Here is a 25,119-nt window from a genome sequence, read left to right on the forward strand (position 1 = left end):
TCAGAGACGCCTGGCAAGGGGAAACCGATGAAGAAGGTCATGAACGCGCCGGATGCCTTCGTCGACGAGATGCTCGACGGATTGTGCGCGGCTCATCCGGCTCTGGCCCGCTCAGGGCCAGGCGGGCGCGTCGTCCATCGGAGTGCGGGCAAGGTCGAGGGCCGTGTCGGCGTGGTCTCCGGCGGTGGGTCGGGGCATCTGCCGCTCTTCACCGGCTATGTCGGTGAAGGCTTGCTCGATAGCTGCGCGATCGGCGACGTGTTCGCCGGCCCTTCCGTGGCTGCCTGCAAAGCGGCGATCGAGGTGGCTGATGGTGGGCGTGGCGTCCTCTGCCTGTTCGGCAACTATGGTGGCGACAAGATGAACTTCGCGATGGCTGCCGAAATGGTCGAGCCCGCGATCAAGACGCACACGGTGCTCGGCACCGACGACATCGCCAGTGCGGGCGCAGACGAAAGGCAGAAGCGCCGTGGCGTCGCCGGCATCGTCTACGCCTACAAGATCGCCGGCGCCAAGGCGGCCGAAGGTGCCACGTTGGAGGAGGTTGCCGATGCCGCCCGCTCGGCCGTCGAAAACTGCCGCACAATCGGCATTGCGCTGTCGCCCTGCCTGGTCCCGGGCTCTGCGGCGCCGAGCTTCAGTCTCGGCGAGGACGAGATGGAGATGGGCATGGGCATCCACGGCGAGCCCGGCATCTGGCGGGCTCCGCTGAAGGCGGTCGATCACATCGTCGACGAGATGATCGAGCGCCTGATCGCCGACGGGGCCGGTGGGGAGCGTGTCTCGGTGCTGGTGAATGGCCTGGGTGCGACGCCGCTCGAGGAACAGTTCATCGTCTATCGCCGCGTCGCCCGCAATCTTGCCGAAGCCGGCATGACCATCGTCGCGCCGCTCGTGGGAAACTTCACGACCTCGATGGAGATGGCGGGATTGTCGATCAGCATCCTGACATTGGACAGGGGGCGGGAGGCGCTGCTGAAAGCGCCGGCGTCCTGCCCTTTCTGGAGAGTATGACGATGGCAATGGACGTTGCTTCTGTCGCCAAGGCGCTCGAGCGTGCCGTCGTCGGCCTGCGTCAGGTGGAACAGGAGCTCAACGTCGCCGACGGTCATCTCGGAGATGGCGACACGGGGGGTATGCTGCGTCGCCTGTTCGAACGGATCGCTCAGGATGCGCCCACCGAAGCACCGGATCTCGGCGCCTACTTTGGCGCCGTCGCGGGGACGGCCGCAGGTGCGACCGGATCGAGCCTTGGGACGCTCGTCGCACTTGGGCTTTCGACCATGGCCCGTCGCCTGGCCGGGCAGAGCGAGAGCTCTTACGCCACACTCGGTGACCATCTGCTTGCCGCGGTGGAGAAGATGCAAGCCGCCGGAGGAGCGAGCTTGGGCGACAAGACTGTGCTCGACGCTCTGGAAGCTGTCGCGAACGCGATCAAGGGGGAAGACGACCCCGCAACGCTCGGCACGAAGGCAGTCGTGGCAGCGCAATCTGCGCTCGATGCGTTCCGGCCGCTTCGGTGCAAGGTCGGACGGGCACGCATCTATGGCGAGAAGAGCGTTGGCCTGGATGATCCGGGGATGTTGGCCGTCGCGCGGCTGACCGACCATCTGTCGCGCTCCTAACATCAGCGCGACGGCCTCACGCTCCCGATCCGCGGATACAACTAGGCTACGATCATGGCTGATCGGGAAGAGCCGCAAGCCTTGTTCATCAACGATTTTCAGCGGCAGACCGGCCTGATCGGGCACCATGGTCAATGCTCCCGCTTGGAAGTAGAGCAGGATGCCAACTATCTTATATAACAATCTCAATTACATATATGTTCTCGGATTTGTCCGGCCCGGCCCACCACTATCCTTCCACGATCCCGATTTTCCTGCCGGTTTGCCTGTGCCGCGTCATGCGGTGCGGGAACGGCCCCGCGTTTGCAGCCTCCGAAGCTGCCATCCCGCAGCGGGCCGGGGGACGCTGACCTTTGCATGCGTCGAGTGCAGGCAAGCCGAGACGGTCGCCGTGACCGCCTCGGCCCTTGTCGGTCGGGTTCAGCCCTTCACGAAGGCGAGCAGGTCGGCATTGAGCGTCTCGGCATGCGTGGTCAGCATGCCGTGCGGATAGCCGGGGTAGACCTTGAGCGTGCCGTTCCTCAGATGCTTGATCGATTCGTGCGCGGAGGCGCCGATCGGTACGATCTGATCGTCGTCGCCATGGGCCACGAGCGTCGGCACGCCGATCGCCTTGAGGTCCCCGGTCTGGTCGGTCTCGGAGAAGGCCTTGATGCCGTCGTAATGGGCCTTGGCGCTGCCCATCATGCCCTGGCGCCACCAGTTCCAGATCACGCCCTGGTCGACCTTCGCGCCCGGCCGGTTATAGCCGTAGAACGGGCCGGTTGGCACATCCAGGAAGAACTGCGCGCGATTGTCGGCGAGCGCCTTGCGGAAGCCATCGAAGACCCCGATCGGCAGGCCGCCGGGATTGCCGGCCGTCTTGACCATCAGCGGCGGCACGGCCGAGACCAGCACCGCCTTGGCGACGCGACCCTGCGGCTCGCCATGTTTCGCGACATAGCGCGCGACCTGGCCGCCGCCGGTCGAATGGCCGATATGGACGGAATTCCTGAGGTCGAGATGCTCGACCACGGCGGAGGCATCGGTGGCGTAATGATCCATGTCATGGCCGTCCCAGACCTGGGCCGAGCGGCCATGGCCGCGCCGGTCGCTGGCGACGACGCGATAGCCCTTGGCCAGGAAGAACAGCATCTGGGCATCCCAGTCGTCGCTGCTCAGCGGCCAGCCATGGTGGAACATGATCGGCTGGGCGTCCTTCGGCCCCCAATCCTTGTAGAAGATCTCGACGCCGTCCTTGGTCGTGACGAATGACATGATCGGTGTCCTTCCTGAGCGCTGAACAGGGGCTTCGCGTCGATGAGACCGAAGCTTGGAGGGGCGCCGTTCCAACTCGTCATGCTCGCCCTCGTGGCGAGCATCCACGGTTTGAACGCCACATCGCATGAAGGAACACGTGAATGGTCGGGGCAAGCCCGACCATGACGGGAGCGTCGTGTTCTTGGGTTCCGGGTTCTTCGCTTACGCGAAGCTCCGGAATGACAGGGGTGGAGTTTCAGGGGGAGCGCCCGAGCGCCTACCGGGCAACCTCGCTCATCACCAACCGCTTGGTGCGATCGCTGTTGATGATCAGGCGATCATTCGCGATGCGGACGGTGAAGAGCCAGGGCAGCACCCAGGGGCAGACGCGCCACTGGTCGTGAACCTGCGTGCTGACGGGATGGGCGAAGAAGAAGTCGTCGCCATGGGCGACGAGCTTCACGCGCTGGCTACCCTCGGGCGAGGCCAGGGTGAGATGCAATTCCGGGCCGGCCTTGCGGGTCTCGCCGCGGAAGGCGCCGGATTCTGCCGTGAAGCGCCTGCCGGCGAACCGATCGATCGGAGTCGCGGTCGGCACGATCGGAACGAAGCGGCGGGTCCGGCCGAAGCGTGTCGCCGAGAGTGCGCCGCCGGTTTCCAGCTTCAGCGCGAAAGCCGGGATCGAGGCCTGCGGCTGCCAGCTTCCGTCGCCAACGGGCAGGAGCGGCGCGCCGCCCATGTTCATCACCAGATAGGGCTGGCCCTGCCGCAACTCGATCTGGAAGGCGTCGTCGCCGGCTCCGTCGCGATAGGTGCCGGTGGGGAGGTCGAATGCCTGCTCGCGCTTTTCGTTGCCGGCGCCCAGCAGATCGCGCGCGATCGAGCGGGCCAGCACATAGGGCGCGCAGTCGTCGTGGTTGGCGAGCAGGACGATGCCGAGATCGGCCTCCTTGAAGCGGACCGACTCGGAACGCGCCCCGGCGATCCAGCCGCCATGGCCGACCGCCTCGCCGAGAGCGCCATTGTCGCGCACCAGCCCGTAGCCATAGGGCGAGGGCACGCCGTTGATCGTCACGCCGGCATCCTCCATGCGCGCGATCATTGCGGCGTCGCCGATCTTCGGCTGGCGCAGGTTCTGCTGCCAGATGACCATGTCGTGGAGTGTCGAGACCATGCCGCCTTCGCCGCCGATGGCGATGCCCCAGGCAGCCTTCAGCCAGTTGCCGTCCGGCCCGCGGCGGTGATGCCCGGCGAGCCGCGGCAGGATCACGTCGTCGCGGGGCATCAGCGCGGTGTCGTGCATGCCGAGCGGGCCGGTGATGCGCTCCTTCAGGAGGTCGTTGAAGCTGAGCCCCGAGACCTTTTCCAGGATTTCGGAAAGCAGCAGAAAGTTGCTGTTGCTGTAGAGCAGGTCGTAACCCGGCTCGAAATTGAGTTCGCTCTGCCGGCCGACCACATTGCAGGCATATTGGCGCGAGGAGGGCGCGAGGATCGGCACGCCCCCGATCGTCATCATCTCCAGGATGTCGCGCAGGCCCGAGGTGTTCGAGGCGAGATGGTGCAGGGTGATCGTCCGGCCGTAATCGGGCAGCCAGGGCAGGTGAATGCGGACGTCGTCCTGAAGCGAGAGACGGCCCTCGCGCTCCAGCGCCAGCAGCAGCCAGGTGGTGAACTGCTTGCTCTGCGAGGCGATGCGCACCACCGAGCGGCTGGACAGCGGGATGCCGTTGGCCAGATCGGCCATGCCATAGGCGGCCTCGTGCGCGACTTCGCCGCCTGAGAGCACGGCGATCATCACCCCCGGCGAGGTCTCGCTGTTCCAGGCCGCGACATGCGGGGCGACACGGGCGGCGATCGTGGCGGGATCGAGGGCGAGGGAGGCGCGGGGCATGGCAGGCTTTTAGGCTTGAGGCTGATGTGGAAGCGCCGCGCTTCCCGGGGAAACGCGGCGCTCGAGGCTTAGCGCTTGATCTCGACGTTCCAGAACGCCGGCCAGGGCGACGGGGTGAAGCCCATGAGGCCCGGCGATACCGCCGAGAGTGCGCTGAAATTGCCGATCTTGACGATGGGAGCCTGCTCGAAGATCAGCTTCTGCAATTCGACCCAGTGCTTGACGCGGACGTCCTGGCTGGTCGCGCTGTTGAAGGCATCGAGTGCCTTTTCCTTCTCCGGCGTATCCCACCAGCCGCCGGCGGTCTTCGACAGAATGAAGTTCAGCGCGGGTTCCGGCAGGAAGGGGCTGTGGGTGATGAAGACTTCCCAGAGCTCGGGCTTCTTGTTGCGCTGGATCATCGTCGCCCAGTCGCTGACCTGGAGATCGACCTTGAAGCCGGCCTGCTCCAGATAGACCTGCGCGACTTGCGCCATCTTGTAGTGAAACTCGTACTGGCGGCTGGTCAGGATGCGGATCGGCTCGCCCTTGTAGCCGGCTTCCTTGAGCAGGGCGCCCGCCTTCTTCTCGTCGGCGATGTTGTAATTGCCCTTCACGCCGACATCGCTGCGCCAGGCATAGCCTTCCGGATACATCGCGCCGTCGGCGGCATAGAACTTCTGGTCGCCGAAGCCGGCGGCCAGCATATCCGTTTCGCTGAGGGCCGCCTGGACCGCCTTGCGGATCTTCTCGTTCTTGAGTGGGCCTTCCTTGTTGTTCATCACGAAGATCGGCCAGCCGAAATTGTTCAGCAGGGCGGGCTTCGCCTTGCCCTTCTCCAGCCGCGGGAAGGCCTCGACGGGCAGGGAGTCGACATAGTCGAACTGGCCGGCGATGGCGGCCTCGACGCGGGTGTTGGCGTCTGGCACCGGGACGAAACGAATCTCGTCGAACTTGGCGATGCGGGCGCCGCCGAAACCGTCTGCCTTCTCGCTGCGCGGCTTGTAACCATCGAAGCGGACAAGCTGAACATACTGGTCCGGCTTGTGCTCCTTGAGCTTGTAGGGGCCGGTGCCGATGACTTCCTTGAGCGGCGTCGCCAGAGCCTCGGCCGGCATGATCGCGGCGGCGGAGTTGTTGAAGGCGAGCAGCGAGAGCAGCGGCGCATAGGGCTGGCTGAGGGTCAGGGTGACCTCGTTCGGTCCGGTCGCGGCGACCGACTTGACGTAGGTCGCGGTCTGCTTGCCGCGCGAGGCGACCTCCATCCAGCGCTTCAGCGAGGCGACGACGTCCTGGGCGGTCATGTCGCGGCCGTTATGGAACTTGATGCCCTGGCGGAGCGCGATCTTGTAGATCGTGCCGTCGGCACTGATGGTCGGCATCGTCTCGGCCAGCAGCGGCGTGACGTTCCACTTGCTGTCGAAGGTGAACAGCGTCTCGAAGACATGCTGCGAGATCATGCCCACGAGGTCGGTCGCGCTGATGCCCGGATCGAGCGAGGCGGGCTCACCGATTACCGCGACATTGACGATGCCGCCGGCCTGCTGGGCGGCGCTTGGCGAGATAGACGAAAGCGAGATCGACGCGGCGACCCCCACGAGAGCCAGGAATTTCCTCATTGCCGTTTTATTCCGCTATTATGATATATAGGCCATAATAACAAAACATCCGGGTCTCAGGCTGTCAAGCGATGGCGCCGGTGGTTTCGGGCAAAGTGCTGCTGTTTCGATTCCGGCCGTCTTTCAATGATAGTACGATCGATGTGGCAGGCTATTGCAGCGCCTTGAAGATCAGTGCGGTATTGAGGCCGCCGAAGGCGAAGGAATTCGACATCGCGATCGGGATCGGCATCGGCCGGGCCCGGTTCGGCACGCAGTCGATGTCGCAGTCCGGGTCGGGCGCGTCGAAATTGGCGGTCGGCGGGGCCATGCCGTTCTCGATCGCCATGATCGTCGCGATCGCCTCGAAGGCGCCGGCGGCGCCGAGCGCATGGCCGGTCACACCCTTGATCGAGGAGGTCGGCGGCACGGGCCGATCACCGAAAAGCCGTTTCAGCGCCTGCGTCTCGGCCCGGTCATTGGCGCGCGTGCCGGTGCCGTGGGCGTTGACATAGGCGAGATCGCCGGCATCGAGACCGGCATCGGCCAGCGCCAGGGCCATGGCTCGTGTCATGCCGTCGACATTGGGCGCGACGATGTCACCCGCATCGGCGCTGAAGCCGAAGCCGGCGGCCTCGATCGTGGGTGCGAGGCCCCGGCCGCGCGCATGCGCCTCGGTCTCCAGTACGATGATGCCAGCGCCTTCTCCGAGCATGAGGCCGTCGCGCCCGGCCGCGAAGGGCCGGCAGGCGGTGCGCGACATGATCTTCATCGCATCCCAGGCGAGCAGCGTCCCGGCCGAGAGCGGGGCTTCCGTGCCGCCGGCGATGACGATGTCGGCGAGGCCTGCGCGCAGGAACTGCATGGCCGTGCCGATGGCGTGGCTGGAGGACGCGCAGGCGCTCGACGTCACGAAACAGGGCCCGGTCGCGCCTGTCGCCATCGAGACCCAGCTTGCCGACGAGCTCACCATGACCTTGGCCACAGTCATCGGGTGAGGGCGCTTGTTCTGGGTATAGAGTCGGGAATACTGATCATCGGTGCTGCATTGCCCGCCGGCAGAGTTGCCGAGGATGACGCCGACGCGCTCGGGGCGGGGCAGGCCGGTGCCGAGGTCGGCGGCGGCCAGAGCCTGGCGCGCCGCGGCAACGGCGAACAGCGCGTTGCGATCACAGGCCGAGGGCGACAGGCCGAGCCCTTCCATGAAGCCCTGGTTCCGCACCTCCGCCACGCGGATGCTCTTGCCGGGCTGCGTCGAGGCTTCCCCGAAATCTCCGTTTCCTGCCAGCAGGGCCTGCCAGAAGCTATCGGTATCGCTGCCGGCTGGGGAGACGATGCCGAGACCCGAGACGACGATCCGCGTCATGCCACCTGCTTCTTGGCGAGCAGCTTGGCGACCTCGTTGCAGAGCTGGCCGATCGTCTTCACATCGTTGATATCGTTGTTGGCGTTGTAGTCGATCTCGATGCCGAAATGATCTTCGAGCTTGAAGATGATTTCGACGAAATCATAGGAGTTGAAACCGGTATCCTCCAGCAAGGTCTCCGGACCCCAGGCGACGTCGGCAAGCTTTCCGCGATCGCGCGACGGGTTCTCCGCGATGACCTGCTTGAGCATCCCGATCAGAAAATCGACCGTGATCGTCTGTGCCTCACTCGACATGGCAGAGTGCTATCCTCGTTCGCAACGGCTGCCACACCCTTGCTTGAGTTCAGCCGGGCCGTAAACCACTTATCGGCCGGGAAGCATGGTCGCGCAGCATGGCTGCCCGGTCTCGGTCGCGGCTTGTCGCGCACGACATGACGCGCTCTCGCGCTCTCTCGAACGGTGGACGTGCGTCAGGGCGGTTTGCGGCGTGACATTGTTCCAGGGCCTTCATGGCCGATGACGAAGCCGAGCTGTTTCGCCAGGGCTGGAGCAGGCAGCACGACCGCGGCGGCTGCCGCCCGGCTTCCTTCATTTGAACGATGACGCGGCGCAGATACGCAAAGGGCGGGGCCGCGAGCGGCCCCGCCCTTTGCGGGCAGTCACATTGGAGCGGTGTGCTCAGAAGCGATAGCTCACGCCGGCACGGCCGCTGTGATAGCGCGGCTCCTGGGTGCCGCTGAAGCCGGGGAAGGCCCGCTGCGAGTCGTTCTGCATGTGCTCGAACTGGGTGAAGCGGTATTCGACGCGGGCCGACAGCGACTGCGTGAAAGCGTATTCGATACCGCCGCCGACCGTATAGCCGGTCGCCGTCTTGCTGAAGCTCTCGGAGGTGCCCGGCCAGTTCCAGTAGGTGCTCTTGATGTCGGCGACGGCGAGACCGCCGGTCGCGTAGAGCAGCGCCGGTCCGATCGCATAGCCGAGGCGCAGGCGCAGCGAGCCTTGCGTATCGATCTCCGTCCGGCCGCGGCCGCCAGGATTGAACGGTGCGACCGGCGGGTCGGTGAAGCCGCCCTTGACCTTGCCGAACTCGATGTCGCCTTCGACACCGGCGACGAATGCGCCGAACTGGTAGTTTGCGCCGACATGGGCGCCGCCGATGAAGCCATCCGGCTCGAAGCGGTTCTTCAGGCCGACATAGCCCATCGTCGCGGTGAGGAATTCCTTGGTGGTGTCGACGCCCCAGCTATAGCCGGCCTGGCCGCCGACATAGAAGCCGGTCCAGGTCATCGCCGGCGGCATCATCATCGGCGGCGGACCCTTGCGGGTGCTCGGCAGGTCGGCGGCCATCGCGCCGGACGACGCGCTCAGAAGCGTTGCTGCGAGAAGGAAATGGCGGAAGCCACGCATATCGACTGGCCCTCAGATCGCGGACGAGCCGGAGAATCCGGCATCCCTAACTGGCTCTTTCCTGCCACAAATATGGTTAAGGCTTCCTTATCGGCAGGTCCCGACGCGTAAATCGGATGTCATGTCGCCAGTGCCGACCGCTGGACGGAGTGAAGCTGCCGAAGCCGGCGATGCCGAAATCTCAGGCTGCCGCGATCGGGAGCGCTTCCCGCAGGGCTTTCGCCTGCTCCGCCATATCGCGCGCGCCTTGAAGCGTCTGCTCGGCCGCGGCGTTCAGTTCCCCTGCTTCGTTGCCGAGGCTGCGCAGGGCGTCCGCCATCGTGCCGACGCCGGCCGCCGTCTCGGTCATGCGCGTGATGATGGCGAGCGTCGCCTCCCGCTGGCTCGTGGCGGCGGCGTCGACCACATGGGCGAGCTCCTCGAGCTCGTTGATGGAATCGGCGATGGTCGCGACAGCCTCGACGGCCTCGCGGCTGGCCGACTGCATCGCCTGGATCTGGTTGCGCGCGTCGATCGTGGTCGCGCTGGTCTGGGCGGACAGTGCCTTCACCTCGCTGGCGACGACGGCGAAACCTCGCCCCGCCGAGCCTGCGCGCGCCGCCTCGATCGTCGCGTTGAGGGCGAGCAGGTTGGTCTGGCGGGCGATGTCGCTGATCACGTCGATCAGTGCGCCGATCCGGTGCGAGGCCTGGGTGAGATTGGTGATCGTCCGATTGGCGTTGCGGGCGTTGTCGACCGCCTCGGCTGCGATCTGGCGGGTCTGGGCCACCTGCGAGTTCATGTTGGCGGAGGTCTCGATCAGGGTATCGGCCGCCCTTGAGGCGGAATCCATTTCGTTCTCGACGGTGAGGACGGCCGTGCCGGTCTGCTGTGCCCGCTCGCTGATCGACGCGGCGCGGCCGATGACCGCGCCGATGTCGAATCGCAGCCGTTCGGAGGCCTGCGCGAGCCGGCGCATCCGGTCTCCGGTTTCGGCGTCGAGAGCCGGTGACCGCACAAGGTCGTGAGCTGCAGTCTCGTCGGTCCGGTTCTGCGCCGCACGCTCTTCGGCTCGCCGGCTTTCGGCCAACCGGTAATGCTCGACGGCATTGCGCAACGGAGCGAGCCAGCCCGGCACCGTATCGCTGGAAAGGCCCGTGCGCGCCTGCCCTGACAGCTCTTCCGCCATGGCTGTCGCCGCGTTGCGCAGCGCGCTTGCCGCGCGGATCAGCGCGACGATGCCGGCGATGGCGATCAGGATCGACGCCCCATGCAGCCAGAGGCCGGCGGCGGGGACGACCAGCCCGCCGAGATTGCACAAGCTGCCCAGCGTCAGAATTGCGAAACTGGAGCGGAGCGGGTGCTTGGACAAGCGGGCATCACCATACTTGCGGCATCGGCCGCGCCTTGTGGCATCCCGCCTGTCACGTCTGCTGCGGGAGCAGTGGGTCTGCAGAACGCCAGGAAAGCCTGTAATCCGCGCCCATTAAGAATCCCCTTCCGTTGCGTGGGGGAGCGTTCTTCAGGGCGCGAAGGTCCAGCCTGCCGGAAAGTAAGCGAGCCCGGCGGTGCGTGGCGCCCTGGGCGAGGGACATGCGCGTTCTCCCTTTCTTTGCGACTGCGGCGGCGCAAATACCGACAAGGATACGAGTCGCATATTCTATCTATCTTTCAGTAACCATTCGGCGGATTTCATAGTTAACATCGATGAAAACTGTGATTTTTGAGGCGATGAACCGAAATTTAATCCCTGTCTGCGTATTCGTCGAAGCAGTCGGCAAATAATGCCGCAAGCATACCAACAGGCTCGGGGTTCAAACGATGATCACGGACGAGAAGCTGCCGGGTGCGGCGCTGACAGGAAGCATGCGCGATTTCCGGGTGCCGGGCGGTGCCGACCTGGAGCGGCGCGTCGGCAATTTCTTCAAGTGGCAGAACCTGCGGCGCCAGAACGGCCTCTGGCCGTTCTCCCGGGCGACCGATTTCGGGCCGCGCACCGAAGTCCTTGCCACCGACGATCGCGGCATCAACATGGAAGGCGTGAACTTCGCCTCGCAGGACTATCTCAGCATGTCCTCGCATCCCGCCGTCAAGGAGACGGCGCTGGCGGCGATCGAGCGCTACGGCGTCCATAGTGCCGGCTCGGCCGCGCTCGTCGGCAACACCACGCATTCGGTCGCGCTGGAGCGCAAGATCGCCGACTTCCTGCAGATGGAAGATTGCCTGCTCTATCCGACGGGTTGGGGCGCCGGCTACGGCGTGATCCGCGGCTTGGTGCGCTCCTCCGACCATATCGTCATGGACGCGCTGGCCCATACCTGCCTGCAGGAAGGCGCCAACGCCGCCACCCGCAACATCTACCTGTTCCGCCATCTCGATCTCGCCCATTGCCGGCGCTGGCTGGAGAAGATTCGCTCCACCGATACCGAGAACGGCATCATGGTGGTGACCGAGGGCCTGTTCTCGATGGACTCCGACACGCCCGACATCGCGGCGATGCAGGAGCTCTGCAACGAATTCAACGCCACGCTGATGGTCGACGTCGCCCATGACCTGGGTGCGCTCGGACCGGGCGGTCGCGGCCATATCGGCGCGCAGGACATGCTCGGCAAGGTCGACATCGTGATGGGCTCGTTCTCGAAGACCTTCGCCTCGAATGGCGGCTTCGTCGCGGTCAAGGAGCGGCCGGTCAAGGAATACCTGCGCTTCTACAGCCCGACCACGACGTTCTCGAATGCGATGTCGCCGGTCAATGCCGCGATCGTCCTCAAGGCCTTCGAGATCATCGAGACCGACGAAGGCCAGGTCCTGCGTGACGAGCTGATGGCCAATGTCCTGGAGCTGCGGCGCCAGGTCCGTGAAGCCGGGCTCGATTACTATGGCGATCCTTCGGCCATCGTCGCGGTGAAGATGGGCTCGGAAGGCCTCGCGCGCCTGGTCAGCCGGGAGCTGCCGGAACTCGGCCTGCTCGCCAACCTCGTCGAGTATCCCGCCGTCGGCAAGGGTGCTGCGCGCTTCCGCATGCAGGTCATGGCGAAGCACACCCGCCAGAACGTCACCGACGCGGTGCAGCGCATCGTGGCCGCCAGGGCCAAGGCCGAGATCGCGCTCGCGACGATGGAAGCCGGTCGTCCGGCTCTGCGGGCGGTGGCTTGAGCGATGCCGGCACGGATGTGCCGGGACCCTTGAAGGCCCGGGGCATGACCTACCGTAAGAGTCATTCAACTTTTACGTCTTATGCTCCGGTCAGAGCCTGCGCTCTACGATTGAGGACTGGATATCTATGAGCCCGAGCCAGAAGGCGAGCGCCATCAGCATTTCGTTGCCGGACAGCCAGGAGGGCGGGCGGGCGAGCCCGGCCTCGCCGGGGCGGATTCTTCTGGTCGACGATGTCCTCGACAACCGCATCGTGCTGGGACGCAGGCTGCAACGGCGCGGCTACGAGATCGTCGAGGCCGATTGCGGCGAAGCCGCGCTGGGACTCCTGGCGCGGGAGAGCTTCGATCTCGTGCTCCTCGACGTGATGATGCCCGGCATCAGCGGGCTGGCCGTCGTCAGCGAGATCCGCAAGACCCTGACGTCCCAGCAATTGCCGGTCATCATGGTCACCGCCAAGTCGCTGACCGACGACGTCGTCGAGGCCCTGCAATGCGGCGCCGACGACTACATCACCAAGCCGGTCGATTTCGAGGTCGCCCATGCCCGCATCGTCGTGCAGGTCAACCGCAAGCGCGCCGCCGACACGCTGGAGCAATGCGTCAGGGATCGCACCGCCGCGCTGTCTGAAGCCACGACGCAAATGACCCGCGAGGTCGAGCAGAAGCGCCAGTCGACGCTGCGCGCCGAATTCCTCTCACGCCATGACAGCCTGACCAAGCTGATGAACCGCGCCGCCTTCCTGGAGGCAGCGACGGCCGCCAGCGATGCGCATGCCGCCGGCGGGGCGCCCTACGACATCCTTTTCCTCGATCTCGACCGCTTCAAGATCATCAACGACACCTTCGGCCACGCGGTCGGAGACCTCGCCCTCAAGGGGCTGGCCGAGCGGCTGGAGGCGATCATCTCGCCCAAGGACGCACTCGCCCGCTTCGGCGGCGACGAGTTCCTCGTGCTCCACCCTTGCGGGCCGGGAGACGAGCCGACGGCGACGCTGGCCGAGCGCATCATTCGCAAGCTGACCGAGCCGCTCGTCGTCGACAGCCACGAGGTTGCCGTCGGCGTCAGCGTCGGCATCGCCGCGCCGGCCGGCATGCACGAGCCGGCCGAGACCACGATCGGCCATGCCGACATCGCGATGTACCGCGCCAAGAAGGATGGCGGCGACCGGTTCCGCGTGTTCGATCCGGAGCTCGCCGAGGCGTCGCGCCGCCGCTCCGAGCTCGAACGCGACCTGCGCGTCGCGCTCAAAAGCGGACAGTTCAACATCGTCTACCAGCCGGTCGTCGAGCTTCGGGACCACACGATCAGCGGCTTCGAGGCCCTGTTGCGCTGGAACCACCCCAAGCGCGGTGCGGTCTCGCCGGCGGAGTTCATTCCGATCGCCGAGGAGACCGGCGTCATCGTCCAGATCGGCGAATGGGTCCTGCGCCAGGCCTGCGCCACGGCGATGACCTGGCCGAACGACGCCAAGGTCGCGGTCAACCTCTCGGCGATCCAGTTCGAGCGCAGCTCCGTCGTCGCGATCGTGATGAGCGCGCTCGCCGCGTCCGGCCTCGCGCCCCAGCGTCTCGAACTCGAGATCACGGAATCTCTCATCCTGCTCAGCGCGCCGCATACGCTGGAAGCGCTCCGCCAGTTGCGCAAGCTCGGCGTGCGGATCGTCATGGATGATTTCGGCACCGGCTATTCCAGCCTGAGCTACCTGCGCGATTTCGAGTTCGACAAAATCAAGGTCGACCAATCCTTCATCCGCTCGCTGCCGACCGACGAGGGGACCCGTGCCATTGTCGCCTCGATCGCCAAGCTCGCCCATACGCTGGGCGTCGCCACCACGGCCGAAGGCGTCGAGACCGAGGAGCAGCTTCAGCATGTCAGGACGAATGGCATCGGCCTCGTCCAGGGCTTCTTCTTCGGCAAGCCGATCTCGGCCACGGAAATCGATGGCGTCTTTGAAGCCCTCGACGGCAACGGCAACGCGGCCGGCTTTCCGGTCAGCTTCTGAAGGGCTCCCTGACTTTCGAGGTGTACGGACAAGTTCGATAACGAGAACGACCCCGCGCCGGTCAGCACCGGAGCGGGGTTCGCGTTTCCGATCGCGCTTGTCTCAGAACTTGTAGGTCAGGCCGGTGTGTACGACCGTGGGATCGAGCGTGACCGTTGCCTTGATCGGGACGGGGCCCATGTAACCTTGCGTCTTCGCGCGCAGGTAGACCTTCTTGACGTCGACGAAGAAGCCCCAGTTGCTGTCCAGCATGTAGTTGAAGCCGACCTGGCCGGTGAAGCCTAGGGCGTGATCGGTCTTGAGGCCGGTCACGACATGATCCCGGTTCTTGAAGATAACCATGAGCGCCGGGCCGGCGCCGACATAGGGCTGAAAGCGGCCGAGGCCGGTGAAATGGTACTGCGCGGTCAGGGCCATCGGGCCGCCATCGACCTTGCCGAGCGTGCCGAGGCCGGTGAGCGAGCCGCGCGCCTCGACCTTGTTCAGGGGGGGGTAGCCGGCCGCGAGGCCGATCGCGAAATTCGGCGTGAAATTGTAGCCCGCCTCGATCGCGAAGGTATAGGCATTGGGAACGCGGACATCGGCGCCCGGGATCGGGAAGCCGGCGGCGCTCATCTTCGCGCCCTCGGAATAGAACAGCCCGGCCGGGCCGGCATGCAGGAAGAAGCGCTTGAAGGCCGGTTCCTGGAATGCGGGGGGCGGCGCATCGACGGGCCCCTGCAGCAGGTCGGCGGCTTGCGCACCAAAGGTGCCTGTGAGGCCAGCGAGCGCAGCCACGGCAACGAGAGGGAGGCGCATCTGGTCGATCCTGTGACGGCGAGGAACCTCGATCATCGAGGTCTCCCGTTGATATTCTATTAGCCTTAACGAAAGGTTAGTCGCGCGTCGGTCGGTGAAGATCGCTTCATCAACAGGAAACTTCCTCATCGGAAGCGGCGGCCGGGAGAGCGCCTGGCCCGGCCATGCGTTTTGCCGCCAAAGCGCGGGGTGCGCGTGCCTGGCGCGGCCCTGCGATCGTGTGAGCTGCGGGCTTTCTTCCTTGCCTTGTCGTGCCTGCTTCAGGCGAACCGGTCCCGCCCCGGGAGCGGCGTCGAAGGACGGGGGCCTCAGGCCCGGCTCAGGCAGTTTTGGATCTTGCCCACCAGCCGCGGCAGGTCGACCGGCTTGGTGTCGAAATCCGCGCAACCCACCGCAACGCTGCGTGCCTGGTCGCTGGCCAGCGCATGCGCCGTCAGGGCGATCACGGGAATCCGCGCCGTGGAGGGCGAGGCCTTGATCTGCTGCGTCGCTTCCCAGCCGTCCATGTCGCCGAGCGCGACGTCCATGAGAATCAGGTCGGGCGTCTCGCTCCTGGCCATGGCCACGCCGCTCGGGCCGTCGGGGGCGCAGAGCACGGTGAAGCCCTGCCTTTGCAGGCGCCGGCTCAGCATGTCCCGGTTCATCTCGTTGTCTTCGACGAGCAGGATTTTAGGCATGGGCAATGGTCGACCGTGATGTGGACATGGAGCGAGGGGAGGCGGAGGCGCGCACCGCGTTCGGAAGGATGAGCGTGAAGGTGCAGCCGCTGCCGGGGCGGTTCTCAACGGAAATCTCGCCACCGGAGAGCCTTGCGATCTTCTGGCACAAGGCAAGGCCGAGGCGGGCGCCGCCATACTTGCTGCCGTTCGCATCGCCGGTATCGGTGAACTGCTCGAACAGCACCGGGAGCAGCTCGGGGTCGATGCCGCCGCCGGTATCCTCGACCGTCACGGTGAGGTCGCCCCGCGTGGATCTCGCGGCGACGAGATCGATCCGGCCGTTGCGCGTGAACTTGATGGCGTTGACCAGCAGTTCCGCCAGAATCTGTCGGAGCTTGGCGCGGTCGGCCGTGAACTGGATGGGTGCCAGCACGGTGTCGACGACGATCTCGGTGCCGTTGTCGCGCGCTCGCAGCCGGAAATCCGCCGCGACGGCCTCGACGATATCAGCCGGGTCGATCGCTTCCAGATGGAGCTCCATCCTGCCGGCCTCGATCTTGGCGAGATCGAGGATCTCGTTGACCAGCTTCAGCAGCAGATGGCCGGAGCTCTGGATCCGGCTCAGGTCCTCGACCGCCTCCTCGTCACCTTCCTCGCGAACCTCCTCCAGCAGGATTTCGCTATAGCCGATGACCGCGTTGAGCGGGGTGCGCAGCTCGTGGCTCATCTTGGCCAAGAATTCCGTCCGGGCGGCGCCGGCGCGCTCGGTCGCCTCGATCGCCTCGCGCAGCTCGGTCGCGGTCTGGAGGTGGCCCTGCATCGCAGTTTCCAGCTCGGTCTGCGAGGCGAGGAGGCGGGCATAGAACAGGGCCATCATGGCCACGTACAGCGAGGCGGCGATGGTCGAGATCAGGCCCAGCCCTTCGCGCGCCGAGACGTCCAGGCGGCTCGGCATCCCGCCGCCGAGAAACCAGATCGCTCCGAAAACGGCGAAATTGGCGGCGAACATGCTGAGCGCGATCGAGCGCAGCCTCGGCTCCTCGCCGATATAGAACAGCGCCAGGAGCGGGATCGTCAGGACCCAGGGCAATGTCGGGGAGGTGACGCCGCCATAGAAATAGCAGCTCCAGAGGATGCAGAAATTCAGGTTCTGGATCGAGGCCAGCGCCAGCGTATTGTAGTGCCCCCAGGCCCGCAGCACGAAAGGAAAGATCCAGAAGGCGGAGATCGACAGTGCCAAGACCAGGACGGGAAACCCGGGATCCCGGTCAAAGACATAAAGGGCGAGCGGAACAGTATTGCCGATGAAAGGCCCGAAGATGTGGCTGATGAGGAACATCCGCACTTGCTTGAGCTTCTGGCGGTCCTGAGCGATCGCGGCCGGGATGAACCAGTCGACGAGGTCGCTCAACATCGTCCCGAGGCGGTTTGCGCCTTGTGCCATCGACGTGAAATCCCGGATACCTGAGAAGAGGCGGAGAATGCGGAAACAACCGGCTGGATTGATCATGCGAACCCGTTCCGCATGAAAGCAATGTCAATCGCGCAAAGGCATTAAAGCGGCGTGAATCTCGGTTGTTGCAAGCGATTGACGCTGAGTCTGATTGTTAACGACCTCCTCCTATCCTCGAAGTGGAAACACGCGTCCCGCACGCCGCATCGACATCAAGGCACGCAACAGGATGATGAAGTTTATCGACTGGTTCCTTCCGGACGCGGCGAAATTCGACCGCGCGGAGCAGGGCCTCGCCCGCAACTTCGTCTTCACTCATCTGTTCGGCCCGCTGCTGAGCCAGCCGATCGGCGTCTTCCTCTACCTGACCGACCCCGATCCCGGCTTCGCCTGCTGGACGATCATCATCTGCACCTGGCTGTTCTGGCTGCTTCCCTTCGTGCTGAAGCTGACAGAGCGGCTGCAACTGGCGGCGCTGATCTCGGTTGAGCTTCTCGCCTTCACCGCCTTGTTCGGCGCCTTCCATTACGGTGGCGTCAGCTCGCCCTTCCTGCCCTGGCTGATCATCAGCCTGCTGCTCGGCTTCTTCTATCTGCACGACCGGCCGCTGCTGGTGCTCGGCCTGTTCGCATCGAACATCCTGACCTTCTCGGCCGCCTACATGGTCTACGGCTTCCCGACCCATGTTCCGCTCGACAAGCTGCAGAAGGTCGGCTGGATCTCGATCCTGGCCGCGGCGGTCTACATGTCCTGGATGGCCGCCTACTACGCCAGCATCACTTCGAAACGCTCCGAGATCGAGCGCGAGACCGAGCGCCATCGCGAGACCGCGCAGCGCCTCCAGGCTGCCAAGGAGGCGGCCGACGAGGCGACGCATCTGAAGTCGATCTTCGTCGCCAAGATGAGCCATGAATTGCGCACGCCGCTCAATGCCGTGATCGGTTATAGCGAGATGCTGCTGGAGAGCTTCGAGGACCAGGGCCGCAGCGAAAGCAAGATCGCCGACCTGCAGCGCATCAACGCGGCCGGAAAGCATCTTTTGGCGCTGGTCGCCGACGTGCTCGACATGTCGCGGATCGAGACGCAGAGCGACAAGTTCAAGATCACGAGCTTCGATGTCGACTGGCTGGCGAAGGATGTCGTCTCGACGGCCAAGCATCTGGTCGAGGAGAACGGGAGCAAGCTCACCCTGACCGCGATCGGCAAGCTGGGAACGATGCAGTCCGATCCAACCAAGATCCGGCAGGTCATCCTCAACCTGCTCGGCAACGCCGCCAAGTTCACGGCGAACGGCTCCGTCACGCTGGCGGTGCGGCGGGAGGTGAAGCCGGGCGGCGACTGGATCGAGTTCCAGGTCCGCGACACCGGCATCGGCATCGCGCCGGAGGGGCTTGCCCGGCTTTTCCAGAATTTCGGCCAGGCCACCGCCGGGATCGCCGGGCAGTATGGCGGTACCGGTCTCGGGCTTTCGATCAGCCAGAAGCTCTGCGTGCTGATGGGCGGCAGCATTTCGGTGACGAGCGATCTCGGCAAGGGCTCCTGCTTTATCGTGCGCCTGCCGGCCGCCGCCCGGGCCGTGAGCGAGACCCGCCAACCGGAGACCGCCGTCGCCGCCGCGCCCAAGGTGGCGGCGGCCTGATCCGGTCGGGGCCGGCTCAGCCCCGCGCCGCTTCCTTTCCGGCCTTGCCCGCCCGTAGCGAGGCGATGACCGTCCAGCCGATGATGCCGATCGTGATCGCGGCCAGCACCGCGGCGATCGGCCGGTCGACCAGGCCGATCAAGCGGCCGTCGGACTTGATCATCGAGTTGATGAAGTATTCCTCCAGCAACGGGCCGAGCACGACGCCGAGGATCACCGGTGCGACCGGGAAATCGTTCTCCTCCAGCACGAAGGCGAGCACACCGAAGGCGAGCATGACTCCGATGTCGAAGATCGAGTTGTTGATCGCGTAGGAGCCGACGATCGCGAAGAGCAGGATGATCGGCATCAGGACGCGCCGGGGCACCGAAAGCACCCGCGTCGCGATCTTGATGATCGCCCAGCCGAGCGGCAGCATCAGCAGGTTGGCGATCACGAAGACCAGGAAGAGCGCATAGACGTTCTCGGGGTTGTTGACGAAGATCGTCGGCCCCGGCGCCATATTCTTCATCATCAGCACGCCGATGGCGATGGCGGTGATCGAATCGCCGGGAATGCCGAAGACCAGTGCCGGGATCCAGGCGCCGGCGAGCGAGGAGTTGTTGGAGGCGCCGGCCTCGATCAGCCCCTCGGGATGGCCGGTGCCGAATTTCTCGGGCTCCTTCGAGAAGCGCTTGCTCATCGCGTAGGACATCCAGGCGGCCATGTCGGCGCCGCTGCCCGGCTGGATGCCGATGACCGTGCCGAGTGCGCTGCCGCGGATGAGCTGCCAGGGATATTGCTTGGTCAGCCGCCACATGTTCGCGAAGATCGGGCCGATCTTCTTGACCACGACCTGCGGCGCGCGGCTGTCCGAGATCATGTGGCGCATCACCTCCGAGCAGGCGAACATGCCGACCATCATCGGAATCAGCGAAACGCCGCCGAGCATCTCGGTCGAATCGAAGGTGAAGCGCGGCTGGCCGGCCGGATTGTTCATGCCGATCATCGCGATCATCAGGCCGATGAGCAGCGAGATGCAGGCTTTCAGCGGCGTCGAGGAGCCGATGAAGACGGCGCCGCCGAGGCCGAGCATGACGATCCAGAAGAACTCGACCGAGCCGAAGCCGAGCGCGAAATCGGCAATGGCGGGGGAGGCGACCATCATCACCGCCGTGCCGAACAACCCGCCGAGCACCGAGAACCACAGGCCGATGCCGAGCGCGAGCTCGGGCTTGCCCTGCAGGGTCATCTTGTAGGAATCGTCGACATAGGCCGCCGAGGCCGGCGTGCCGGGAATGCGCAGCAGGCAGCCGGGAATGTCGCCGGAAAAGATCGCCATGGTCGAGGTCGTGACGATGGCGGCGATGGCCGGCACCGGCGGCATGAAGAAGGTCAGCGGCACCAGCAGCGCAGTCGCCATCGTGGCGGAGAGGCCGGGGATGCAGCCGACGACGAGGCCGTAGATCGCCGAGGCGGTGATGACGAAGAGCACATAGGGATCGAGCACCATCCCCAGCGCGGTCACATAGGCGTCGAGCATGGCGTCACCAGCGGAACGGTTCGAGCGGTCCCCAGGGCAGTTGCACGCCGAGGCCGAGATAGAAGATCGAGTGGATAACGAGCGCGGTCGCGAGCGCGAGACCGACGGCGTGAAGCGGTTTCGTGCCACCCACGACGAAGAGCACGACGAGGATCGCCGCCGCCGTGATCAGGAAGCCGAGAGGCTCGGCGCAGAGCATGTAGAAGACGACCGCTGCCGGAACGAGCAGCAGGCGCAGCACCGCCGTGCCGCTGCGGGCCCAGTCGGCGCGGCCGACCAGCGGGCCGGCATCGGTGGCGCGGGCGCCGTTCACCGCAAGGATCGCCGCGCAGAGCGCCAGCAATCCGGCGAGGATCAGCGGGAAGGCCGAGGGGCCGAGCGGCTGCTCGGACGGATTGGGCAGATTCCACGAGGCGAAGGCCACGAGGCCTGCCAAGGCGAGGACGACGAGCCCCGCGAAGAGATCGTTGAACTTCATGATGCGTCCGATGTTGCGGCGGCGGAGGGCGCGGCGGCGGCTGCCGCGCCCTCCGATCAGGTGGCGATCGGCCTTCCGTCTACTGGCGCAGACGCAGGCCGAGCGCGCCCATGATCTCGCCGTTGTTCTTGTGCTGGGTCGCGAGGAAGGTGCCGAAGGCCGGACCCTTGGCGAAGGCGTAACCGAAGCCGCGCTCCGCGAGGAAGTTCTTGTAAGCGTCGGAATTCGCGACCTTGTCCGTGGCTTCGACGAGGCGCGCGGTCACGTCCGCGGGCAGGCCGGCGGGAGCGGCGAGGCCGCGCCAGGTGCCGCCCTCATACTCCTTGCCGATCGCCTGCTTGACGGTGGGCACCTTCGGGAAGGCCGAGATCACGTCCTTCGACATCACGGCGAGCGCCTTGACGCGGCCGGCGTCGAACATCGCCTTGCCTTCCGGCAGCGAGGACGGGACGATCTGGACGCCGCCCGAGGCCAATTCTTGGAAACCGGGCGCGGCGCCCTGGCTCGGCACCACCGTGACGCTCTTCGGGTTGATGCCCTCGAGCTGGAGCAGGCCGGCGAAGGCGAGGTGATAGGCCGCGCCGGCAGCCATACCGGAGAGCTTGTAATGGCCGACGGGCTGCTTCCTGATGTCGTCGAGCGCGGCGCGCAGGTCGCCCCAGGGCGAGTTCGCGGCGACATTGAAGGCGGCCGAGTCGAAATTCACCAGCGCCAGCGGCGTCAGCTTCTCATAGGTGAAGGGCGCCGTGTTCGACCAGTAATAGGTCGTGACCTCGGCCGTCGCGAGGCCGATCGTGTAGCCGTCCGGCTTGGCGTTGACGATCTCGGTATGGCCGACCACGCCGCCGCCGCCCGTGCGGTTGACGACGTTTACCGGCTTGCCGAGTTCCTTCTCGAGACCTGCCGCCAGGATGCGCGCGACCGCGTCCGTGCCACCACCGGCGGCCCAGGGCACGACCAGGGTGATTGGCCGTTCGGGCCAGGCGGCGAAGGCGGGGAAGGCGAGCGCCGCGACCGTGGCGGCCAGCAGCATCGTTCTGATCTTCATGACGTTTCTCCCGGTTCTGATTTTCTTGGTTTTTCTCCACCCGCGAGCATCGGGCTGGAAAGCATGTGGCCGCGCGTGTAGCCGAGCACCTGTCGCATCGCCTCGCGCGCCCGGTCGGCATCGCCGGCCGCGATCGCATCGAGCACGGCCGCGTGGTTCGCCAGGTTTCCGGCGAAGACATCGACGGTGAAGTCGAACATGGCGCTGAGGATCGCTTCGATCGCGCCACGGAAGCTGCGCAGGATCGGGTTGTTGGTCGCGTCGAGGATCGCGAGATGGAAGCGCTTGTCGGCGGCGATCGCCGCCTGCGGGCTGTTCTGATCGGCCTCCATCGCGACGAAAGCGGCGCGGATGCGGGCGAGGTCTTCGGATGTGGCGCGCACGGCTGCGAGCGCCGCCGCTTCCGGCTCGATGATCGCGCGGGTCTCTTCCAGCGCGAGCAGCAAATTGCGGTCGAGGCCATCCTCGCTGCGCATCCAGCCGAGCACGTCGGGGTCGAGCAAGGTCCATTCGTGGAGTGGGCGCACCTGCGTGCCATGGCGTGGCCGCACGCTGAGGAGGCCCTTGGCGGTCAGGATCTTGACGGCTTCGCGGACGACGCTGCGGCCGGCGCCATAGCGCTCCGCCAGCTCGAATTCCGGCGGCAGCACCGTTCCGGAGACGATTTCGCCCCGCACGATCGCGGCTCCGAGAGCTTGGACCATCGCCCCGATCTTGCCTGGCTTGCTGCGCTTCTGCATGTCCCGCGCCCTTCCGCGACAGCGAGATTGTCATGGTCGGCGCTTGCGCGCAACCATTCATCTGATGTTTAACATCAGATCATTGAGAAGCTGGGGAAAGCGACCATGACGACAGGCTTCACCGGGATCCACGCGATCCTCTATGCGCTGTTCGATGCCGGGGAGCGTCTCGACCGGCAGGCGATGCGGCGACAGGTGGAGATTTGCCTGGGCCTCGGCGTCCACGGTATCGCCGCGCTCGGGCTCGCGACCGAGGTCTCGAAGCTCACCGTCGCCGAGCGGCGGACCGTGATGGAATGGGCGTCGGAGGATCTCGCCGGGCGCAAGCCGCTGGCCTTCACGATCTACGGCTCCTCGGTCGGCGAGCAGATCGAACAGGTGAGGGCGGCCGAAGCGGTGAAGGCCGATTGGGTCATCCTTCAGCCGCCGATGGTCGGAAGCTTCGGCGCCGCCGAGTATATCCGCTTCTTCGGGCGGGTCGCGGAGGCGACGAGCCTGCCCGTCGCGATCCAGAACGCGCCGGCCTATATGGGGCGGGGCCTGTCGGCCGGCGATATCCGCGATCTCGTCGCGCAGCATCCGAACATCGCGCTGGTGAAGGGCGAGGCACCGGCAACGGATATCGCACAACTGATCGAAACCACCGAGAACCGCTTGCCGATCATGAACGGGCGCGGCGGGATCGAGCTGATCGAGAACCTGCGCGCCGGCTGCGTCGGCATGGTCCTGGCGCCCGACGTGATCGACTTCATGGTCCACGCCTATGAGAGCTTCAAGGCCGGGGATGAGGCGGCGGCCGAACTCGCCTATCGCGACGCTCTGCCGGCTATCGTCTTCATCATGCAGTCGCTGGAGAGCCTGATCTGCTACGGCAAGCGCGTCTTCGGCGCGCGGGCGGGCATCGCGATCCACGATCGCGCGCCGGCCATGCGGCCGACGGCCTTTGGCGAAGCGCTCGTGCAGCAGCACGTCGCGAAGCTTGGGCGCTTTTCAGGGCGCGCGCCTGATGGGCGCGGCGGCCACCTGCGCCCGGTTTGAGCGGACGGCGTCAGACCTGCCGCAGCCCGCGATAGCGCGCGAAGACGTTCTGGCGGCCAGCCGAAAAGATCATGACCTCGTAGGTATCCGGTTGCTGCCCGGCGACTTCCATGCCGGGTGAGCCGACAGGCATGCCTGAGACCGCGAGGCCCGTCGCCTTGGGGCGCTCGGCGAGCAGGCGCTTGATCGCCTCGGCCGGGACATGGCCCTCCACGACATAGCCGCCGATCTCGGCGGTGTGGCAGGAGGCCAGGGGATCGGGCACGCCGAGCCGCGCCTTCAGCGGTGCGACATCGGGCACCTCGACGACCTCGACCGGGAAGCCCGCTGCCTTCACATGCGCCACCCAGTTGCCGCAACAGCCGCAGTTGGGATCGCGCGTGACGATCATCTTCGGGAGCGTCTCGGCGGCCAGCGCCGATTGCGACAAGGCTAGGGCCGCCGCGGCTTGCGTCGCGCCCGTGAGGAGCATGCGGCGGGACGGGAGTCGTTGGATCGTCAAGAGGGCCTCCTTGGCCGTGATGTCAGCGGGTGGGGACCGAGCTGGGCGTGTAGCCCGCCGCGCTGACGAGCGCGCCGATGCTGGCGAAATCGCCGCCGCCCTGCACCGTGACCAGCTTGGAAGCAGGGTCCGCGGTGACGGTGGCGCCCGGAAAGGCGCCCTTGATGGCCTGTTCGATCCTGCCGGCGCAGTGGCCGCAGGTCATGTCGTCGACCCGGAGGCTGACGGCGTCGGAGGAAGCTTGCGTTGCCGCCGAGGCGGCGGTCGAATGCGGGTGGCAAGAGCACATGGCGTGTCGTTCCTGACTGTCGATGAATGCATCCTGCGCCTTCCCATAATGGTAAGGTCAAGCCCGTTGCGGCTATTCTCGCTCTTGCCTCCGGATTTGCATCTGCGGCTTTGCGTCGCCCGCCGATAAGGCACGAAGGGTGCGGGAGGCGCTCGGCTGCCTGCGGTCGCGGCAGGCAGAGCGCATCGCACTGGATTCCCGGCTCCGGGGGCGGCATGCTTCCCGGAAGCTCGAACAGCAGCGAGGAGAGGCTCCCTTGGACATCACACGCGCCGGATCGCGGCCCTCCGGCAAGGGCCCCTCGGACTGGTTCACCGGAGCGGTTCGCATCGACCCGCTCTGCAATTCCCATGCGGCCGAGCGCGTCCAGGGCGCGAGCGTCACCTTCGAGCCCGGCGCCCGCACGGCATGGCATACGCATCCGCTCGGGCAGACGGTGATCGTGACGGCGGGGCTCGGCCGTGCGCAATGCTGGGGTGGACCGATCATGGAAATCCGGCCCGGCGACGTCGTCTGGTTTCCACCCGGCGAGAAGCACTGGCACGGAGCCTCTCCGGCCACCGCGATGACGCATATCGCGATCCAGGAGGTTCAGGACGGCAAGGTCGTCGACTGGATGGAGCAGGTCTCCGACACCCAGTACGGCGGTTAACGATGTGAGCCGGTGCTTGCCGGCCCGCTGGGGAAGGCGTGCATCTGACGCTTT

General features: G+C 65.8%; 23 protein-coding genes. 7 read left to right on the plus strand and 16 right to left on the minus strand.

What is annotated here, in order from left to right; genetic code table 11:
- Positions 1-27: 27 nt before the first annotated feature.
- Together Q9235_RS16490 and Q9235_RS16495 are read left to right on the plus strand one after the other, a co-directional pair.
- On the plus strand, positions 28-1,014 hold the full coding sequence (locus tag Q9235_RS16490) for a dihydroxyacetone kinase subunit DhaK (RefSeq protein ID WP_306222879.1): 987 nt from the start codon (positions 28-30) through the stop codon (positions 1,012-1,014).
- A 2-nt stretch (positions 1,015-1,016) separates the two neighbouring features.
- Positions 1,017-1,625 (plus strand): dihydroxyacetone kinase subunit L, encoded by a 609-nt coding sequence (locus Q9235_RS16495; protein WP_306222880.1) that lies wholly within the window; start codon positions 1,017-1,019, stop codon positions 1,623-1,625.
- Between the two features lie 420 nt (positions 1,626-2,045).
- On the opposite strand, the gene Q9235_RS16500 is transcribed toward Q9235_RS16495, so the two are convergent.
- From Q9235_RS16500 to Q9235_RS16530, 7 genes are all read right to left on the minus strand, one after another.
- A complete protein-coding gene (locus tag Q9235_RS16500) occupies positions 2,046-2,882 on the minus strand; it encodes an alpha/beta fold hydrolase (RefSeq protein WP_306222881.1) in 837 nt (278 codons plus the stop codon).
- Positions 2,883-3,141: 259 nt separating this feature from the next.
- Positions 3,142-4,755, minus strand: a complete 1,614-nt coding sequence (locus Q9235_RS16505; protein WP_306222882.1) for a serine hydrolase domain-containing protein — start codon at positions 4,753-4,755, stop codon at positions 3,142-3,144.
- Positions 4,756-4,823: 68 nt separating this feature from the next.
- Entirely contained in the window at positions 4,824-6,353 is a 1,530-nt protein-coding gene (locus tag Q9235_RS16510) for an ABC transporter substrate-binding protein (protein ID WP_306222883.1), read from the minus strand.
- Between the two features lie 151 nt (positions 6,354-6,504).
- Positions 6,505-7,698, minus strand: coding sequence for a beta-ketoacyl-[acyl-carrier-protein] synthase family protein (locus Q9235_RS16515; RefSeq protein ID WP_306222884.1), 1,194 nt, complete (start codon positions 7,696-7,698; stop codon positions 6,505-6,507).
- The gene (locus Q9235_RS16520; RefSeq protein WP_306222885.1) at positions 7,695-7,994 is read right to left on the minus strand and encodes an acyl carrier protein; all 300 of its coding nucleotides are present in this window, start codon (positions 7,992-7,994) and stop codon (positions 7,695-7,697) included. The genes Q9235_RS16515 and Q9235_RS16520 overlap by 4 nt, the downstream gene beginning before the upstream one ends.
- A 384-nt stretch (positions 7,995-8,378) precedes the next feature.
- Entirely contained in the window at positions 8,379-9,107 is a 729-nt protein-coding gene (locus Q9235_RS16525; protein ID WP_306222887.1) for an outer membrane protein, read from the minus strand.
- A 181-nt stretch (positions 9,108-9,288) separates the two neighbouring features.
- Complete coding sequence (locus Q9235_RS16530) at positions 9,289-10,458, minus strand: methyl-accepting chemotaxis protein (RefSeq protein WP_306222888.1); 1,170 nt, start codon at positions 10,456-10,458, stop codon at positions 9,289-9,291.
- Between the two features lie 449 nt (positions 10,459-10,907).
- On the opposite strand from Q9235_RS16530, the gene Q9235_RS16535 reads away from it, so the two are divergent.
- Both Q9235_RS16535 and Q9235_RS16540 read left to right on the plus strand, forming a co-directional pair.
- A complete protein-coding gene (locus tag Q9235_RS16535) occupies positions 10,908-12,242 on the plus strand; it encodes an aminotransferase class I/II-fold pyridoxal phosphate-dependent enzyme (protein WP_306222889.1) in 1,335 nt (444 codons plus the stop codon).
- A gap of 127 nt (positions 12,243-12,369) precedes the next feature.
- A complete protein-coding gene (locus Q9235_RS16540; RefSeq protein WP_306222891.1) occupies positions 12,370-14,247 on the plus strand; it encodes a putative bifunctional diguanylate cyclase/phosphodiesterase in 1,878 nt (625 codons plus the stop codon).
- A gap of 102 nt (positions 14,248-14,349) precedes the next feature.
- Here the strand turns inward: Q9235_RS16540 and Q9235_RS16545 are convergent, their stop codons facing one another.
- The 3 genes from Q9235_RS16545 to Q9235_RS16555 form a co-directional block, all read right to left on the minus strand.
- Positions 14,350-15,081: an OmpW/AlkL family protein gene (locus tag Q9235_RS16545; protein WP_306222892.1), complete on the minus strand. Its 732-nt coding sequence runs from the start codon at positions 15,079-15,081 to the stop codon at positions 14,350-14,352.
- A gap of 272 nt (positions 15,082-15,353) precedes the next feature.
- A complete protein-coding gene (locus Q9235_RS16550) occupies positions 15,354-15,722 on the minus strand; it encodes a response regulator (protein WP_306222894.1) in 369 nt (122 codons plus the stop codon).
- Positions 15,715-17,148 (minus strand): sensor histidine kinase, encoded by a 1,434-nt coding sequence (locus Q9235_RS16555; protein ID WP_306222896.1) that lies wholly within the window; start codon positions 17,146-17,148, stop codon positions 15,715-15,717. The genes Q9235_RS16550 and Q9235_RS16555 overlap by 8 nt, the downstream gene beginning before the upstream one ends.
- Positions 17,149-17,386: 238 nt before the next feature.
- On the opposite strand from Q9235_RS16555, the gene Q9235_RS16560 reads away from it, so the two are divergent.
- The gene (locus tag Q9235_RS16560; RefSeq protein ID WP_306222897.1) at positions 17,387-18,796 is read left to right on the plus strand and encodes a sensor histidine kinase; all 1,410 of its coding nucleotides are present in this window, start codon (positions 17,387-17,389) and stop codon (positions 18,794-18,796) included.
- A 16-nt stretch (positions 18,797-18,812) separates the two neighbouring features.
- Here the strand turns inward: Q9235_RS16560 and Q9235_RS16565 are convergent, their stop codons facing one another.
- From Q9235_RS16565 to Q9235_RS16580, 4 genes are all read right to left on the minus strand, one after another.
- Complete coding sequence (locus Q9235_RS16565; RefSeq protein ID WP_306222899.1) at positions 18,813-20,318, minus strand: tripartite tricarboxylate transporter permease; 1,506 nt, start codon at positions 20,316-20,318, stop codon at positions 18,813-18,815.
- A 4-nt stretch (positions 20,319-20,322) separates the two neighbouring features.
- A complete protein-coding gene (locus Q9235_RS16570; RefSeq protein ID WP_306222900.1) occupies positions 20,323-20,796 on the minus strand; it encodes a tripartite tricarboxylate transporter TctB family protein in 474 nt (157 codons plus the stop codon).
- Between the two features lie 79 nt (positions 20,797-20,875).
- The gene (locus tag Q9235_RS16575; RefSeq protein ID WP_306222901.1) at positions 20,876-21,844 is read right to left on the minus strand and encodes a tripartite tricarboxylate transporter substrate binding protein; all 969 of its coding nucleotides are present in this window, start codon (positions 21,842-21,844) and stop codon (positions 20,876-20,878) included.
- A complete protein-coding gene (locus tag Q9235_RS16580; protein WP_306222902.1) occupies positions 21,841-22,584 on the minus strand; it encodes a FadR/GntR family transcriptional regulator in 744 nt (247 codons plus the stop codon). Before Q9235_RS16580 ends, Q9235_RS16575 begins: the two co-directional genes overlap by 4 nt.
- A 105-nt stretch (positions 22,585-22,689) precedes the next feature.
- On the opposite strand from Q9235_RS16580, the gene Q9235_RS16585 reads away from it, so the two are divergent.
- A complete protein-coding gene (locus Q9235_RS16585; RefSeq protein WP_306222903.1) occupies positions 22,690-23,622 on the plus strand; it encodes a dihydrodipicolinate synthase family protein in 933 nt (310 codons plus the stop codon).
- 10 nt (positions 23,623-23,632) lie between these two features.
- Here the strand turns inward: Q9235_RS16585 and Q9235_RS16590 are convergent, their stop codons facing one another.
- Positions 23,633-24,124, minus strand: coding sequence for a DUF411 domain-containing protein (locus Q9235_RS16590; protein WP_422678204.1), 492 nt, complete (start codon positions 24,122-24,124; stop codon positions 23,633-23,635).
- Positions 24,125-24,146: 22 nt separating this feature from the next.
- A complete protein-coding gene (locus tag Q9235_RS16595) occupies positions 24,147-24,413 on the minus strand; it encodes a heavy-metal-associated domain-containing protein (RefSeq protein WP_306222905.1) in 267 nt (88 codons plus the stop codon).
- A 256-nt stretch (positions 24,414-24,669) separates the two neighbouring features.
- On the opposite strand from Q9235_RS16595, the gene Q9235_RS16600 reads away from it, so the two are divergent.
- Positions 24,670-25,065 carry a (R)-mandelonitrile lyase gene (locus tag Q9235_RS16600; protein WP_306222906.1) on the plus strand — a complete coding sequence of 132 codons (396 nt, stop codon included), beginning with the start codon at positions 24,670-24,672 and terminating at the stop codon, positions 25,063-25,065.
- Positions 25,066-25,119: the final 54 nt, after the last annotated feature.

The sequence above is a fragment of the Bosea beijingensis genome, from assembly GCF_030758975.1.
Taxonomy (GTDB): Bacteria; Pseudomonadota; Alphaproteobacteria; order Rhizobiales; family Beijerinckiaceae; genus Allobosea; species Allobosea beijingensis.

Coding starts and splice junctions, on each gene's coding strand:
- Q9235_RS16490 (WP_306222879.1), top strand. CDS start 28: ATGAAGAAGGTCATGAACGCGCCGGATGCCTTCGTCGACGAGATGCTC.
- Q9235_RS16515 (WP_306222884.1), bottom strand. CDS start 7,698: ATGACGCGGATCGTCGTCTCGGGTCTCGGCATCGTCTCCCCAGCCGGC.
- Q9235_RS16560 (WP_306222897.1), top strand. CDS start 17,387: ATGATGAAGTTTATCGACTGGTTCCTTCCGGACGCGGCGAAATTCGAC.
- Q9235_RS16575 (WP_306222901.1), bottom strand. CDS start 21,844: ATGAAGATCAGAACGATGCTGCTGGCCGCCACGGTCGCGGCGCTCGCC.
- Q9235_RS16585 (WP_306222903.1), top strand. CDS start 22,690: ATGACGACAGGCTTCACCGGGATCCACGCGATCCTCTATGCGCTGTTC.
- Q9235_RS16550 (WP_306222894.1), bottom strand. CDS start 15,722: ATGCCTAAAATCCTGCTCGTCGAAGACAACGAGATGAACCGGGACATG.
- Q9235_RS16495 (WP_306222880.1), top strand. CDS start 1,017: ATGGCAATGGACGTTGCTTCTGTCGCCAAGGCGCTCGAGCGTGCCGTC.
- Q9235_RS16570 (WP_306222900.1), bottom strand. CDS start 20,796: ATGAAGTTCAACGATCTCTTCGCGGGGCTCGTCGTCCTCGCCTTGGCA.
- Q9235_RS16500 (WP_306222881.1), bottom strand. CDS start 2,882: ATGTCATTCGTCACGACCAAGGACGGCGTCGAGATCTTCTACAAGGAT.
- Q9235_RS16510 (WP_306222883.1), bottom strand. CDS start 6,353: ATGAGGAAATTCCTGGCTCTCGTGGGGGTCGCCGCGTCGATCTCGCTT.
- Q9235_RS16505 (WP_306222882.1), bottom strand. CDS start 4,755: ATGCCCCGCGCCTCCCTCGCCCTCGATCCCGCCACGATCGCCGCCCGT.
- Q9235_RS16580 (WP_306222902.1), bottom strand. CDS start 22,584: ATGCAGAAGCGCAGCAAGCCAGGCAAGATCGGGGCGATGGTCCAAGCT.
- Q9235_RS16540 (WP_306222891.1), top strand. CDS start 12,370: ATGAGCCCGAGCCAGAAGGCGAGCGCCATCAGCATTTCGTTGCCGGAC.
- Q9235_RS16565 (WP_306222899.1), bottom strand. CDS start 20,318: ATGCTCGACGCCTATGTGACCGCGCTGGGGATGGTGCTCGATCCCTAT.
- Q9235_RS16525 (WP_306222887.1), bottom strand. CDS start 9,107: ATGCGTGGCTTCCGCCATTTCCTTCTCGCAGCAACGCTTCTGAGCGCG.
- Q9235_RS16545 (WP_306222892.1), bottom strand. CDS start 15,081: ATGATCGAGGTTCCTCGCCGTCACAGGATCGACCAGATGCGCCTCCCT.
- Q9235_RS16535 (WP_306222889.1), top strand. CDS start 10,908: ATGATCACGGACGAGAAGCTGCCGGGTGCGGCGCTGACAGGAAGCATG.
- Q9235_RS16555 (WP_306222896.1), bottom strand. CDS start 17,148: ATGGCACAAGGCGCAAACCGCCTCGGGACGATGTTGAGCGACCTCGTC.
- Q9235_RS16595 (WP_306222905.1), bottom strand. CDS start 24,413: ATGTGCTCTTGCCACCCGCATTCGACCGCCGCCTCGGCGGCAACGCAA.
- Q9235_RS16520 (WP_306222885.1), bottom strand. CDS start 7,994: ATGTCGAGTGAGGCACAGACGATCACGGTCGATTTTCTGATCGGGATG.